This window comes from Pseudomonas sp. (assembly GCF_030696055.1).
Taxonomy (GTDB): Bacteria; Pseudomonadota; Gammaproteobacteria; order Pseudomonadales; family Pseudomonadaceae; genus Aquipseudomonas.
In genome coordinates this window covers 14,637-28,768 of sequence record NZ_JAUYNP010000223.1, presented here as the reverse complement: position 1 = coordinate 28,768, position 14,132 = coordinate 14,637, and the positions used below count along the sequence as shown (strand labels likewise).

The 14,132-nt window shown below is 62.8% G+C and carries 12 protein-coding genes; 1 reads left to right on the top strand and 11 read right to left on the bottom strand.

Annotated elements, in window-relative coordinates:
• On the top strand, window positions 1-109 hold a 109-nt coding region (locus Q8Q83_RS13070; RefSeq protein WP_305624378.1), incomplete at its 5' end, for a hypothetical protein.
• A 366-nt stretch (window positions 110-475) separates the two neighbouring features.
• Here the strand turns inward: Q8Q83_RS13070 and Q8Q83_RS13065 are convergent.
• The 11 genes from Q8Q83_RS13065 to Q8Q83_RS13015 form a co-directional block, all read right to left on the bottom strand.
• Window positions 476-856 carry a hypothetical protein gene (locus tag Q8Q83_RS13065; protein ID WP_305624376.1) on the bottom strand — a complete coding sequence of 127 codons (381 nt, stop codon included), beginning with the start codon at window positions 854-856 and terminating at the stop codon, window positions 476-478.
• Between the two features lie 17 nt (window positions 857-873).
• The gene (locus Q8Q83_RS13060; RefSeq protein WP_305624374.1) at window positions 874-2,460 is read right to left on the bottom strand and encodes an NAD(P)/FAD-dependent oxidoreductase; all 1,587 of its coding nucleotides are present in this window, start codon (window positions 2,458-2,460) and stop codon (window positions 874-876) included.
• Between the two features lie 98 nt (window positions 2,461-2,558).
• Window positions 2,559-3,062, bottom strand: a complete 504-nt coding sequence (locus tag Q8Q83_RS13055) for an HIT family protein (protein ID WP_305624372.1) — start codon at window positions 3,060-3,062, stop codon at window positions 2,559-2,561.
• A 22-nt stretch (window positions 3,063-3,084) separates the two neighbouring features.
• Window positions 3,085-4,053 carry a fatty acid desaturase gene (locus tag Q8Q83_RS13050; protein ID WP_305624370.1) on the bottom strand — a complete coding sequence of 323 codons (969 nt, stop codon included), beginning with the start codon at window positions 4,051-4,053 and terminating at the stop codon, window positions 3,085-3,087.
• Between the two features lie 40 nt (window positions 4,054-4,093).
• Window positions 4,094-5,143 (bottom strand): ferredoxin--NADP reductase, encoded by a 1,050-nt coding sequence (locus tag Q8Q83_RS13045; RefSeq protein ID WP_305624368.1) that lies wholly within the window; start codon window positions 5,141-5,143, stop codon window positions 4,094-4,096.
• A gap of 7 nt (window positions 5,144-5,150) precedes the next feature.
• Complete coding sequence (locus Q8Q83_RS13040) at window positions 5,151-6,458, bottom strand: fatty acid desaturase (RefSeq protein WP_305624366.1); 1,308 nt, start codon at window positions 6,456-6,458, stop codon at window positions 5,151-5,153.
• Window positions 6,459-6,645: 187 nt separating this feature from the next.
• Window positions 6,646-7,818 carry an acyl-CoA dehydrogenase family protein gene (locus tag Q8Q83_RS13035; RefSeq protein ID WP_305624364.1) on the bottom strand — a complete coding sequence of 391 codons (1,173 nt, stop codon included), beginning with the start codon at window positions 7,816-7,818 and terminating at the stop codon, window positions 6,646-6,648.
• 30 nt (window positions 7,819-7,848) lie between these two features.
• Window positions 7,849-10,476, bottom strand: coding sequence for an aminotransferase class III-fold pyridoxal phosphate-dependent enzyme (locus tag Q8Q83_RS13030; protein ID WP_305624362.1), 2,628 nt, complete (start codon window positions 10,474-10,476; stop codon window positions 7,849-7,851).
• A gap of 10 nt (window positions 10,477-10,486) precedes the next feature.
• Complete coding sequence (locus Q8Q83_RS13025) at window positions 10,487-10,735, bottom strand: acyl carrier protein (RefSeq protein ID WP_305624360.1); 249 nt, start codon at window positions 10,733-10,735, stop codon at window positions 10,487-10,489.
• A gap of 373 nt (window positions 10,736-11,108) precedes the next feature.
• A complete protein-coding gene (locus tag Q8Q83_RS13020) occupies window positions 11,109-11,882 on the bottom strand; it encodes a LuxR C-terminal-related transcriptional regulator (protein ID WP_305624359.1) in 774 nt (257 codons plus the stop codon).
• A gap of 113 nt (window positions 11,883-11,995) precedes the next feature.
• Window positions 11,996-13,849 carry a fatty acyl-AMP ligase gene (locus Q8Q83_RS13015; RefSeq protein ID WP_305624357.1) on the bottom strand — a complete coding sequence of 618 codons (1,854 nt, stop codon included), beginning with the start codon at window positions 13,847-13,849 and terminating at the stop codon, window positions 11,996-11,998.
• Window positions 13,850-14,132 lie beyond the last annotated feature (283 nt).

Below are 14,132 nucleotides of genomic sequence, written 5' to 3'. Positions count from 1 at the left end.
CATCCGCCTCAATTGCGGTATTCCGTGGAACCGCGAAGCCGAGCGCGCCTTGATGACCCTGGGCATGCTGGCCGGGCAGTTGTGTCAGGAAGCGGCCAGTAGCCTGTAATAGGGCGCTTTAGCCGTGGCGGAGGGAGGGTTAAGCGGGAAGGGTGTTTGTGCCAGGGCAGCTCGTAGGGTGGTTAGGCGCATGACCACGGGCTATCTGCGAATGCGTAGTCAGTTGCGCCGTAACCCACCAGATGGGGCCGGTCACCGCTTGGTGGGTTACGTGGCGCACACATTCCGCAGTGTCTTTACCAGCCCGCCTCTGCGCCACTAACCCACCCTACAAAAGCTGCGTGCAACGCGTAATTAGGACATAGCCTTGTTTTAGCCTAAACGGAGGAAGACGTGTACCAGGGCAGCGATTGGCGCACCTCTCCTGCAAACAGAGGGGTGAATGGCTGTTGTTGAGGGGCTTTCTTACAACCGCCTAAGCGCTGGCCAGGGAAGCCGCAACCCGCTCGTTACGCAGCGCTTGCCAGGTCCAAAATGCGCCGAGCAGGTCGGGCAGGCCCAGCACCAGCAGCATCGGCGAGACCATAGCGTTGGCGACGAAGATGCTGAAGAACAGCAGCACCGAGGCACGCACAGGCACGGTGGCGCTGATAAAGGCGCGAATCTCCTTGCGTCCGGCCAGCACGTAGTAAACCCCGAGATAGAGCACCAGCAGGCCGACTATGCGGATCCACACCTCCTGGGTCGGCGGGAAGCCGAAAACCTCCAGCAGCAGGTTCGGCGCAAGCAAGAGCGGTATGCCCAGCAGCAACAGATAACAGCCGAAGACGAAGACCGATTTTGCGGAAGGGCTCATGGCCAATCTCCTTGTGCTTATTGTTGTGGTTCTTCTTCCGGTACGCGCGCAGGCCGTGCGGGTCTAGCCGGCGAGTGGTCGAGGCGTAACTGTTGGTCCGCGTCGGTCGTGCTGCCGGTCAGGCGATAGGCTTCGGCATCGAAGCGTCGGGTCTCGCGGCGGAACATCCAGCTGAAGCCCGGCCAGATCACCACGTTGCGCCCCGTCTGTGCGTGCCTGTACCAGCTCTTGCAGTTGCCGACTGTCCAGACCGCACCCTGCATGCGCTGGCGCAGCAGCAGATTGAAACGCTCCTGGACCTGGGGCTGGATATCGACGCTGCTGGCCCCCCGGCTCTGCAGGGTATCCAGCGCGCCGAGGATGTAGGCGATCTGCGATTCGATCATATAGACGATGGAGTTGTGGCCGAGCCCGGTGTTGGGGCCCATCAGCAGAAACAGGTTGGGGAAGCCCGCCACCGTGGTGCCCTTGTAGGCTTCGGGTCCGGCGCTCCAGGCGTCGAATATGTCCTGGCCGGTCCGGCCGAAGATCATCCCGCGCGGGAAGGGCGTGCTGGCCTTGAAGCCAGTGCCCAAGATCAGCGCGTCGACTTCATGTTTCTGGTTGTCGGCGGTGATCACGGCGTCTTCGCTGACTTCCCGAATCGCGCTGGTGATCAGCGCGACGTTAGGCTGGGTCATGGCCGGGTAGTAGTTGTTCGAGATCAGAATGCGTTTGCAGCCAATCGCGTAGCTGGGCGTGAGCTTGCTGCGCAGTGCCTGGTCTTTGACCTGACGACGCAGCAGGTTGAGGGCCAGCAGCTTGTGCAAGGTCATCAGGCGCGGGTTGAAGACGAAGCCGAGCGCGCGGGCTTCGTGGGTCGCGTAGAGGATGCCTCTGACCAGGCGCTGCAATCTCGGGAAGCGCCGCAGCACGCCTTGTTCGAGCTGTGAAATGCCGCGATCCGGTTTGGGGATGATCCACGGCGGGGTACGCTGGAAGACCGCGAGCTGGGCGGCGATCGGCTGTATCTCGGGGATAAATTGGATAGCCGAGGCGCCGGTGCCGATCACGCCGATGCGCTTGCCCGTGAGGTCGTAATCGTGGTCCCACTGCTGGGAGTGGAAGATCCGGCCGCGAAAGCGTTCAAAGCCGGGGATGGCCGGGTAGTCGGGGCTGGACAGCGCGCCGGTGCCGGCCACCACGACCTGGGCGAACACCACCCGGCCCGTGGTATCCGTGACTTCCCACAGCGCTCGCTGTTCGAGCCAGCGCAGCGAGGCGACTGCGGTGTTGCAGTGGATATGCGCCAACAGGTCGTACTTGTGCGCGCACTGCGCCAGGTAGTCGCGGATCTCCGCTTGCGGCGAGAAGCGCCGCGACCAGTCCGGCTTGGGTTCGAAGGAGAACGAGTAGAGATGCGAGGGTATATCGCAGGCGCAGCCCGGGTACTGATTGACCCACCAGGTACCGCCGATGCCGGCTTCTTTTTCATACACCACGAAATCGCGTTCGCCGCGCTGTTGCAGGCGAACGGCCATGCCGATGCCGGAAAAGCCGGCACCAATGATCAGGACCCGGTAAACCTTGTCCGCAATGGCGGACACCTGGCGTTCTGCGTTCATCTTGTTTACTTGCCCCTGGCTATGGTCGCGCTGGAATAGGGTTGCCCGCAGCGCTAGTGGTACGGCTGAAAAGGTGTTCTCCGCTCGGTTGTAGTCCCTTAGCGCGCTTGCTCCAATGCCTGTTCTGCAGGCGTCCGGGCTGTGAGTTGTTGCGCGGTGATGCGTTCGAGCTGGGCAGCTATGGCATCCGCCTGTGCCTGCAAGATGTCGTGACGGCTACGCCAGCCGAAGATGCCGGTGAAATGCAGAAACATGCGCCAGCCGAAACCCAAGGCATCGCCGCGCTTGCGCGGCACCAGGTGCAGGTGCGCATGAGGAATGTGCTGGTTAGTGGCTTTGCCGTCGTTGACTATCAGGTGCGTGCCTTCGACGCCGAAGCCGGCCCGGCGCTGCGCCGCGACCAGGTTGTCGAAGACCCGGTAGAGGTGTTGCCGGGTGGGCGCCGCCAGCTGTTCCAGCTTCTCGACGTGCTGCAATGGAATCAGCAGCACATGCCCTTGCCCCAACGGATGCACGTCCATCAAGGCCATGCAGTGCTCGTCGCGGTAGACCTGGGCGGCAGGCGCGGCGCCTGCGACTATCGTGCAGAAAATGCAGTCCATCCTGATTCCTTATCAGCTAGCGTCAGGCGGCAGGGGATACGTCTGCGGAGGCAGCGTGCCGGGGCTCGCTGGGGCGCTGGGTGAACAGGCGGGCGAGCAGCCAGCGATCGCGCAGGAAGGCTTTGTTGTCGAGCAGCCTGTGCACCTTGTGCAGGTTGAAGAAGGGCACCCCCGGATAGACGTGGTGCTCGACGTGGTAGTTGATATTGGCCCAGATCAGGCTAAGCACACGGCTGGTCACGGTGACCGTATTCTTCGCCAGGTCCAGGCGGTCGTCGTGTTCGGGCTCGATAGTCGCCATGGGGAAATGCTCGTAGCCGCGCGAGATCGGGTTGATCACCGCCGCCAGCAGGAACAGCGGCACGGCGAAGATCAGCACGAACTCGTAGAACATGCCCTGGCTGACGAACCAGGCGCACACGGCGGCCATCGACAGCAGATTGAAGATCAGCTCGCGCAGCACCAGGTTGCGCACCGCCTTGCCGTAACGCACCAGGGAGAAGTAGGTGAAGCGCGGCACGAACACCGCGATGCGCAGGAACATCCACTTCACGCCGGCGGCATAGTTCCACTCGTCCGGGTCCTTGTCCGCGTCGCCCAGATAGCGGTGGTGGTGTTTGTGGCACTCGGTGAACGAGGAGAACGGGAAGACGATAAACCAGGCGAAGAAGCGCCCCACCCACAGATTCAAGAGGCTCGAGCGGAAGGCATTCTGGTGACCGCAGTCGTGCTGCAGGATGGTGAAGGAATGCATCTGGTTGCCCAGAATCAATACCGCGACTAGTTGGCCGAGAATGTTGTCGCTGGTCAGGATAAATCCCGCGCAGGCCACCCACACCGCCACATGCAGCGCCGCCCACAGCATAAACCTGAGCGGGTTCGGCTGCTGCAGCGCCAACAGCTGCGCCAGCCGTTCGCGGTCGACTTTTAGCTCGGCGCGTTTCGCCAGGCGAATTTCATCTTGTGCCGCCAAAACCGATTCTTTATTCACCGTATCCACCTTCTTGGGGTTTTCGCACTGATGGACGCCACTACTCGACCTGAAGTCGAACGTCGTCCGTCACCGGGTAGCCGATGCACATAAGGGCCTGGCCCATTTTCAGTTCCGCCGCCGACAGACCGTGGTCCTCGCGCATCTCGACTTCCCCGGCCAATTTGGTGCAGACGCAGGCGGTGCAGAAACCGCTGCGGCAGGAGAAGGGCGGTTGCACACCGTTGGCCAGGGCCGCTTCCAGCAGGGTCTGGCCGGCGGCGACGGCGAAGTTGAATTCTTGCCCCTGCATCAGCAGTTGCACCTGCTTCGGCGCGCTGGATTGAGTTTGCTGCGGCGCCGCCTTGGCCGGGGTGAAGCTCTCCATATGCACCGCTTCCGGTGCAATGCCCATGGCCTGCAGCGCGCCGGTCACCTCGTCCATCATGCCGTTGGGGCCGCAGGCGTAGAACTCGCTGGGGCGGCCCGAGTGAGTCGGTAGCGACTGCATGATCTCGCTCACCCGCTGCTGGGTCAGGCGGCCGCTGTGCCGGCAAGGCACGTCCGGCTGCGAGAGCACATGCACCACGTGCAGGCGATCGGTAAACATCCGCTGCAGGCGTTCGAGCTTGTCGCGAAAGATCACCGAGTCGGTGTTGCGATTGCCATAGACCAGCGACACGCGCGAGTCCGGCTCGAAATGCAGCGCCGATTTCAGAATGGAGAAGATCGGCGTGATCCCGCTGCCGGCCGCGAACAGCACCAGATGGCGGCGCTTGCCCGGCTGCGGGGCGAAGGTGAAGCGGCCGTGGGCGCCCAAGGTATGCACCGCATCGCCGGCGGCCAACTGCTGCACCAGGCGATTCGACACCTTGCCGCCGGCGATTCGCTTGACCGTGATCGACAGGGTCTTATCCAGGCCCGGGGTGCTGCTGATGGAGTAGGCGCGACAGCCCTTGGCGCCTTGGTCATCGACCTCGACCTCGAGCGACAGGTACTGACCGGCGCTGTACTTGATCTTCCTCAGCAGCGGCTGCTTCAAGTGAATGGTGACGGCATCGTCGGTTTCCCGTTCGATGGATGCGACTTTCAGGGTCAGCGCTCTGCTCATGGTCACTTCACGCCTGCTGCGGTTGCTGTTGGAGGTGCGCAGTGCTCGGCTTGCTGCGGGCGGCCGTGCTCTGCTGATGGGCTTGCTCTTGCTCGGCGATGGGCGCCGCCGCCGCCCGGCGTTTTACCAGGGCGACTTTTTCCTCCTGGGACAGCGGCTCCCACCAGTCGAGCTTGTCGGCCAGGGCATCGAAGCGGCGCAGCATCAGCAGGACGAACAGGTCAAGCACGCTGAGGTCGCGGAACACCATGGACTGCGCCGCCTGCATCTCAGGTTTGAGCCGCTCGAACAGCGCGGGGCTCTCCGACCAGTGCACGTTTTCCCAATGGTGATGGCAGACGTGGTAGCCCTCGTTGAGGGTGTTCACCGGCGTTTCCAGCAGCGTCACGGTGTTGTACATAAAGTCCTTGGGGTCCTGCTGGCCGCCGTAGAAGGCGTGCTGGCTCCAATGGATCACGCCCATCAGGAAGTTGCTCGCCAGCCAAGGGACCAGCATGTAGAACACTGCAATCGGCAGGCTGTAGGCCGCCAGCAGGGCGAACAGCGCCAGGTGCAGGAGGTTGCCGGCCAGCATGCTGCGCATCTGCAGCGGCTTGCTCTTGCTCTTGAAGTAGAGGTAGGGCGAGACCATAAATTGCTGATACATCACCTCGCGCACCATATAGACCAGGAAGTCCCAGAGGCTGGCGTGGTCGTAGCGAGCGGTCGCGTAGACATCCAGCGGGCCGGCGTTCTCGCGGTGGTGCTGTTGCAGGTGCGCCGCCGCGTGGGGGATCAGGCCCATGGGGATGGCGAAGAACATGTAGAGGAAGGAGTTGCCGGTCCATTTCTCCAGCAGGCTGGAACGCTTGAAGATGCCGCCGGGTTTGTGCCCCTCCTGGTGCATCGAGCTGAAGGAGCGTACATAGGCGCGGATGTTTGGCCCGTAGACGAAGGTGTAGAAGCCCAGCACCAGCGGCCAGGAAATATCCTTGATCACCAGCTGCGCGATAAACAGCGGAAAGGCGGTCAAGCCGAGGCTGATCGCCGCCGCCAGAATAGGTTCGTCGCGCGGGTCTTTCAGCACCTTGTTCGCCAAACGCTGAACCTGACGGTGATAGAACGCGGCGCTGGCATGTTCGAGCGCGGCGACTCCCGGTATCAGTTCGAGGGTGCGCCGACCCAGTTGCAGCACCAGCGCCAGGGCAAGAATTACGCCGATGGCGGCGGTGTTGAACACCAGCAGCACGGTGAACAGCGGGACGGCAACGAAATGGAACACCGGACTGATATTTCCCGGTAGTTGCGGATAGAGCGAGTCTGTCGTCGTGGCCATGAGGTCATGGTTCCTACTGAGTCATATTGATCATCTGAGAAGCTATTTTCAAAATGCCTGCGCTCGGTGAGGCTGCGTTAAAAATGGCTTCTCGCCGCGACCGCTGCCGTTTTGGCCAAAAGGTCGACAGTCGCTGCAGGCGTGCGTCCCCGCCCCTGAGCGTGGGCTCAGGGGCTGGTGGCTGGGGTTAGGCGCACACGGCTTCCGCGGCCACTTTCGCCACGGCGCTAGGGGCAGCCGATTCCCGTAGGAAGTCTGCGAGCAGTGGCGTGGCGGCGGCGCGGGAGATCGGGTGGAAGCAGATCGCCCGGGAGGCGGCGAGCAGATAGGCGACCTCGTCGGAGGCGATAAAGGCCATGCCGCCCAGCAGTTCCACCGCCAGATTGGTCGCCCGTTCCACCGCGCCCTGCACCATAAAGCGGGTGCACAGCGCCTTGCTGTAGGTGGTCGTGTCGGCGGCGCGCTGCTCTTCCAGTTCGCGCGCGGTACCGACCAGCGCCTGATGGGCACCTTCCAGTTCGATGGCCAGTTGGGCCAGCTGCGCGTTGTCGGTATTGCGCTTTTTCAGCAGCATATCCACCAGCGCGGACGCCACGCCGAGGTAGGTGGCGCCGACCATCAGCTGGAACCAGCAGAGCCCGGACAGCGAGGTTTCCTGGGCCGAGACGGCCACCTCGTCGCCGGCCGCTTCGGCGAGCAACATAAATTCGCTAGGCACGAACACGTCGTCGAACACCAAGGCATTGCTGTCGGCGGCTTGCAGCACCGAGGTCTTCCAGAAGCGCTCGCGGGCGATCTGGCTGCCGTCGTTGAAGACCACGGCGAAGCCCTGGGTAACGCTCTGATCGGCGTTCTCGCGGGCGACGCCGACCACTATCACGTCCATGTTGTGGCTCATGGTGCAGGGCTTCTTGGTGCCTTGCAGAACGAAGCCCCCCTCGACCGCACGAACCTTGACGCTGGAGTTGAAGATCTCCGCGCCCGGCCGGCCTTCGGCGAATGCCGAGGCGATCAGCAGCTGGTTCTGGGCAATGCCGCAGAGCAGCTCATCGGCCGCCGGAATCAGACCGCCGAGCTGCACTATGGTGGCGATGGTGTGGTGGTGCATGGTCATCATCACCGCCAGCGACGGGCACAGCGACCCTATGGCGCGCAGAATTTCCACCGTCTCGCGCGGCGAGGAACCGATGCCGCCGAAGGCCTCGGGGATGATCAGGCCAGCGGCGCGAAAGTCGCGGAACAGATCGCACAGCTCGCTGGGATCGGCCTTCTCCAGGGCCATCCGGCCGCGGCTTTCCAAGGCGGCGATCAGGCCCGGCAGGCGTTGTTCGGTAATGCTTCTTGCGTGTTGCATCGACATGGGATTAGTCCTCGACAGTCATTCTTGTAGTTATCCGGCTTTCTCGACCAACTGCTCCACGGCAGGGGCGAAGCCGAAGTTCAAGGCCAGCTGGAAGATCGCCTCGGCATCTTCCAGCGGTGGCCGTTTGCCGATGCTGTAATCGCGCTGTTTACCCGCCATGGTCAGCACCAGGGTTTCCGCCAGACAACTGAAGGTCACGCCGGTGGGCAGGTCGGTGAGGTTCTGGTTGCCGAGCCGTTGGCTGCGCTCGGGCAGATGGATCAGCCCGCCTTCGATCACCGTGACGTCGGGGCGCTGCGGCAGCGAGCTGCGGCCGATATCCGGCGGCTGCGCGCAGTCGCAGATGATCGCGTTGTGGTGCAAGGCCGCCGGGTCGATAAAGGCCGAGCCATTGGAGGTGGCCGAGAGCACGGCTTCAAGCTGGGGCAGCCACAGCGCCAGGTCGGAGGCGACCACCACCGGCGGCTGCACGGCGCTGTTCTCCTGCGCCAGGGCGTCGATGCTGTCGAACAGCTCGCGCAGTTGGGCGTCGTCAGTCAGGTCGCGGTCGAGCAGGCGCTGCACTATGGCCGGGTCCGGCAGCAGCGCCGCCAGGGTCTTGGCGATGCCGCTGGGGTGTCCGCTCTGGATGGAGCGCAAGGCCGCGCTGTACAGCTCGCCGCCGACCAGGCGCAGTTCGGCCATGGCGCCCTGGTTGGCCGCGTTGCCGAGCAGCACCAGGTGTTCGGCGTATTTGCCCAGTCGCAAGCTGGCCAGGCGGCCCACCGAGCCATAGGCGCCGATCACCCCGGTCAGGCGTTTGGCCAGCGGCGCGCCGCGGTTGGCGCAGGTGCTGAGCAGCGCATCGACGCCGACCATGGCGGTGAGGCTATTGCCGGTGGTGGTGTGGAATTGGTCGTTGACCACATCGGCACCGGCGTTGGAGATGACCGAGGTGTAGGCGCCCAGGCCGACGAAATCGACGCCAAGGGTACGCACGGTGTCCAGGTAGTTGTCGATCAGCTTGCGCCGCTTGCTCAGGCTCAGGCGCATCAGGTCGCGTGGTTGCAGCAAGCTGCCGACCAGCCAGCCTTCCACATAGTCGCCCTGGGCGTTGTAGATCTGCCGCGCATGGTAGGACACGCCGGTGTCGAGGTCGGGCTTGGCCCAATCCGAGAACTCGGCCAGCCAGTCCTGCATAAAGGCCTTTTCTTCCCCAACTATGCCGAGCGCATCGACAATGCTGTCGCCGTTGACGCTCTCCTGGGTGGTCGGGTGCAGCAAGAAGGCGAAGCGCCCCAGGCATTGGCCGCTCGGGCTATGGCTGCGGGGGTTCGCCGCGGCCGTGGCGGACCATTTGGCCAGCGGGGCGCGCGGGGCGGGGAAGCCATGGGCCTCGAGAATCAGGCGATGCTGCTGATCGTGGGCGATCAGCTCGGAGGCCGCGCTCAGGCCTTCCAGCAGCAGGTCGATATCGCTGCGGGTGATGCACAGGGGCGGCTGAATCCGCAGCACGTTGCCTTCGCTCAGGGTCGGCAGGCAGTACAGGCCATGCCGGGTTTTCAGGTAGCCGCAGACGATCGGCACCAGGGCGCCGAACGAGCTGGCCAGGGACAGGGTGTAGAGGCGCTCACCCGGCCAGCGGCGGAACTTAAGGCCGAGCATCAGGCCGCGCCCGTCGAGGCTTTCGAACACCTGCGGGTAATTCGCTACCAGGCGTTCGAGCCCGGCGCGCAGATAGGCGCCTTGGGCGGCGGCCTGTTGCACCACGGCGCCGTCGTTCTCCGTGAGGTGTTCGATCACCGCCAGGCCGATGGCCGCGGTAAAGCCGTTCACGCCGAAGGTCGAGCTGTGGTGGCGGTCGAAATCCCGGCTCCAGCACTGCTCGCCGTAGATGCAGGCGCCAATCGGCACCAGGCCGCCGCCCAGGGCCTTGGCCAACAACAGCACGTCCGGGGTGAGGCCGCTGGCATTGGCGGCGAACAGATGGCCGGTGCGGCCGAGGCCGGTCTGGATCTCATCGAGCACGAACAGGGCGCCGTGCTTGCGGCACAGTTCCTGGGCGGTCAGCAGATAGCCTTCGGGCGGGGTGATCATGCCGGCTTCGCCCTGCACGGCCTCGACGAAGAAGGCCGCGACGCGGTTTTCCCGCAGCACGCGTTCGAGCGCGGCGAGGTCGCCGTAGGGAATATGGGTATAGCCATCCGGACGGATCTGAAAGGGCTCGCGGTATATCGGCTTGCCGGTGACGCCCACGGCGCCTTGGGTCTTGCCGTGGAAGCCGGTGCAGGTGCCGACTATCAGCTCGCGGTTGGTGGCCGCGCGGGCCAGTTTGATCGCCGCCTCGACCGTCTCCGCGCCGCTGGTGGCGAAGCTGACCTTCGCCATATTGCCGGGGGCGATGTCGATCAGGCGCCGGGCCAGCTGTTCGGCTTGCGGGTTGATCAGCGGCTGGACGAAGCTGGGCTGCCCCGAGCCGAGAAAGGCGCTGGCCGCGGCGATGATGGGCTGCGCGCCATAGCCGAACGGCACGGCGCCGAACTGGCCGACGAAGTCGATCAGGGTCTGCCCGCTGGCCGTGACGATGCGCGTGCCACTGGCGCTGGCCACGGTCTCATCGAGACCGGCGAAGTCGAGCAGTTCCTGGCGGGTTTTGTTGAGTAGGGAAACAGTCATGATGATTTACCTAGGCCCCCATGGTCATAACGCTGTGCAGGTGCTGGCTGATCTTGCGCACGCTGTCGTGTTGATAGGCGAATTCGGGGTCCAGCGAGATGCCGAAGAGGTCTTCGAACTCGGCGGAAAGCCCGACTATGAGCACCGAGTCGACACCCATCTCGTGGAACGAGCGCTCCACATCGAGTGCGCCTAAATCGACTTCCAGCAAGCCGGCCACGGTTTGTGTGACTGAGGCGGTTATGTCGTCAATATGCACATGTCCTCCAGAATTGCCCTGTCCATATAAAAACCTGTAGCGCCATGGTGCGGATTAAAGGCGCGAGGCTATTTAGCAGGCGAAATAAATGCCGTTAGGCATAGGTTTTTTATTGTTATGCGGTAGGCGCGGATTTATTGCCTTGAACGGGCTGTTAATTTCTTGCGCTATTTCTGCGTATTTAATGGTCTGCGCATGCCGTGCTCTTCTCAATACTCCGTTGGGAGTAATGACTTCGCCGTTATGCTGATTACTCGGTTATTTCCAATCGTAGCCAGGCGCATGCGCTGCATTATTGCGGGCGCAGTACAAGGCGGCAGTTTAAAACTGCCGCCACTCTTAGTTGTTGTTAAAGATTAAGTGTTTACGCTGGCTATTCGTCGGAAAATAACGCAGCGATCTGTGCTCGACTCGATGCCTGCAACTTGCCGAGAATATTCTGTATATGGGTTTTGACTGTCTTGTCGCTTATTCCCAAGATCTGTCCGATTTCCCAGTTGGTTTTGCCGCGCGCTACCCAGCGTGAGATCTCGGCTTCGCGGCACGACAGGATGGAGATAAATTGCGCGCTGCTCTTGTCGTTATGGTGCTCATGCAGCAGTTGGGCGCCGAGTATCCGGTTTAGCGCAATGTGCAGGTAAGGCGCCAATATGGTCATCCTTAACTTGTTATCGTGAGCCACCTCCGCCGAGGTATTGAGGAAGAAATAGCCGGTAAAGGTGCTGCGATGCAGCCCGGGCAGAATCATCCAGGCCACGTTGGTAATGCTGTGCCGGCGGAAAATATCGGCCCAGACGCGCTCAACCGGATTGTCCAGATCGGCGGTGGTGGTGAGCTTCGGCCGACCGCAATGCTCGATCAGGTCGATCCCCAGTGGCGGGATAATCCCCCCGGTACCGACTATGGCGCGCAGGTAGTCTTCCGACACCGCATCGGTGTGGATCAGGTTGGAAATAAACGCCCGATGAGCCCGGACCCGGCCGCTGGCGAACACGAAGTTTTCGCACGGCAGGTACATCGACAGCGCCCGCCGGGTCTGCAGCTTCAAGTCGTCGAGGGTTCGCGCCGACGCGATCGCGTTGAGCATGCGCGAGAGGGTCAGCCGTTCCAGGCTGTCCTCCGGCAGCAGCGGGAGTAACGGTAGCAACGGAAGCAACGTACGCCCTCTGCCATATAAGCCTGCCAGCGGAGCCCGCAGGCTAGGCGGGATCAGCAAGCTGGGGGCGGGAACACTGTGCAGGGCACTGCCCGATAGGAAACTCATACTTCCAGAGTCTGGCTGTTGCGGCTGATATCGAGCAGAACCTGGCCGCCGAGTTCCGCGGCGACCACCTTCTTGCTCACCCCTTCGGCGTCCGCCTGCAGCCCTTCATGCAGTTCACGGATAAAGGGCTCGAACAAACGCCGGCATTCCTGGCGCCGGACCTTGCCGCTGGAGGTTCGCGGCAGCGTGCCGCCGAGAACCAGCAGAATCGCCGGCTGCGCCACCCTGTGCTGCTGCCACAGATCGGCTTTGATCTCGGCCAGGATGCGCGGCACGTCGAGGCTCCTGAGGGCGCGCCGCTCCACTTCCTGGGCGATCACCAGCTGTTCGCTGTCGTCGAGTTCGACGCTGAATGCGGCCGAACCGTCGGGGCGGAAGCTTTCATCCACGCGGAACACCGTGCTTTCGATATCACCGGGGTGGTGGTTGACGCCATTGAGGATGATCAGGTCCTTGAGCCGTCCGGTGACATAGAGCTCGCCGTCGAGCAGGAAACCGAGGTCGCCGCTGCGAAAGAAACTGCCATGGGCGGTCTGCTCCTGGCGCGCCGGGCGGAATGCCGCGGCGGTGCTGTCCGGGCGCTGCCAGTAGCCATTGGCGACGCTGTCGCCGACTACGCAGATCTCGCCGACCCGACCGTCGGCCAGGCGTTCTTCTGTCTCGGGGTCGCCGATAAAGGGCTCATGCCCGGGAATGCCGCGGCCGCTGCTGACCAGGGTGCGCACGCGCAGTTCCGGGGCCTCGGCGACGAACGCCTGGGGCACCGGCTCGGCCCGGTTGTCCTCGAGCAGGGCGGCGTGAAAGTGGCGGATCACCGGATCGCGCGCGGCTCTGTCGCAGGTCACCAGCAGGGTCCCCTCGGCCAGCCCGTAGCAGGGGAATACCGAGCTGGTCTTGAAGCCGCAGCGGGCGAATTTGTTCTGGAACGCCTCGATCGTCTGCGCGCGCACGTGTTCGGCGCCATTGAACGCAACTTCCCAGCTGCTGAGGTCAAGCCCGGCCAGTTCTTCTTCCTTGATCTTCTTTAGGCACAATTCGTAGGCGAAATTCGGCCCGCCGCTGATGGTGCCGCGGTGCTTGCTGATGGCTTGCAGCCAACGCAATGGCCGCTGCAGAAAGTGGATGGGGGCGATCAGGGTGGAGGGGAAACCGATATAGACCGACTGCAGAATGCCGCCGATCAGCCCCATATCGTGATAGGGCGGCAGCCAGCTGACGTTGTGGCTGCTGGTATGGGTCGAGAAGTTCTCGTGGATGCTCTGCGAGTTATGGATCAGGTTGCCGTGGGTCACTATGACCCCTTTGGGGTTGCCGGTGGACCCCGAGGTGTACTGCAGGAAGGCCACATCGGCGCGTGTGACAGGCACAGGTTGCCAGTTAATGGCGGTGGCGTGGTCGAGGTCCGCGAGATCCAGCACCTGGGTTGCCGGTGCGACCTCGGCCAGCCTGGCGCGGATCGCCGCTATGTCTTCGCGGGTGGTCAAGGCGGCGGCGGGGCGGCAGTCGCCGAGGATACCGTCCAGGCGGTCGAGGGTCTTGGTCGCACCCGGCGGGTAGGCGGGCACCGCGATCAGGCCGGCGTACAGGCAACCGAGAAAGCCGATGACGTAATCCAGGCCCGGCTTGAGCAGAATCAACACCCGGTCGCCCGGTGCACAATAAAGTTGCAGCGTGGCCGCCGCAGCGCGCACGGCGATATCGAGCTGAGCGAAGGTGATGGTCACTTCGTTATCGCGCCCGTCCTGCAGGAAGCGGTAGGCGAGCTGGTCGGGTATCGTCAGCGCGTGACGCTGAAGGCTTTCGGCAAAGTTTGCGTAAGAAACTGTCTGGTCATGCTCATTCTTGATCATATGCTTCAATTCTCTCCGATCATTTATATTGATCTTCTCTGATCATTTTTTGTGATCGTCCCTAATCGTCACACTTCCCTGAGCCGCCTGAACACAAGGGCCTCAGCATTCGCTGCCGGCGCCATCCTCTTGAAGCGGGCCCCTTAAGGAAATACTCCAAACGGCGTATGTCCGCCAAATCCTCCCTCACGCATATTCGACTTACGGCCTGAGATTGTTTCCATTATGTCGAAGCGTTCAAATTTCAGCGGTCGCTGCCTCTTTTTGGTGCTTTATATTGAAC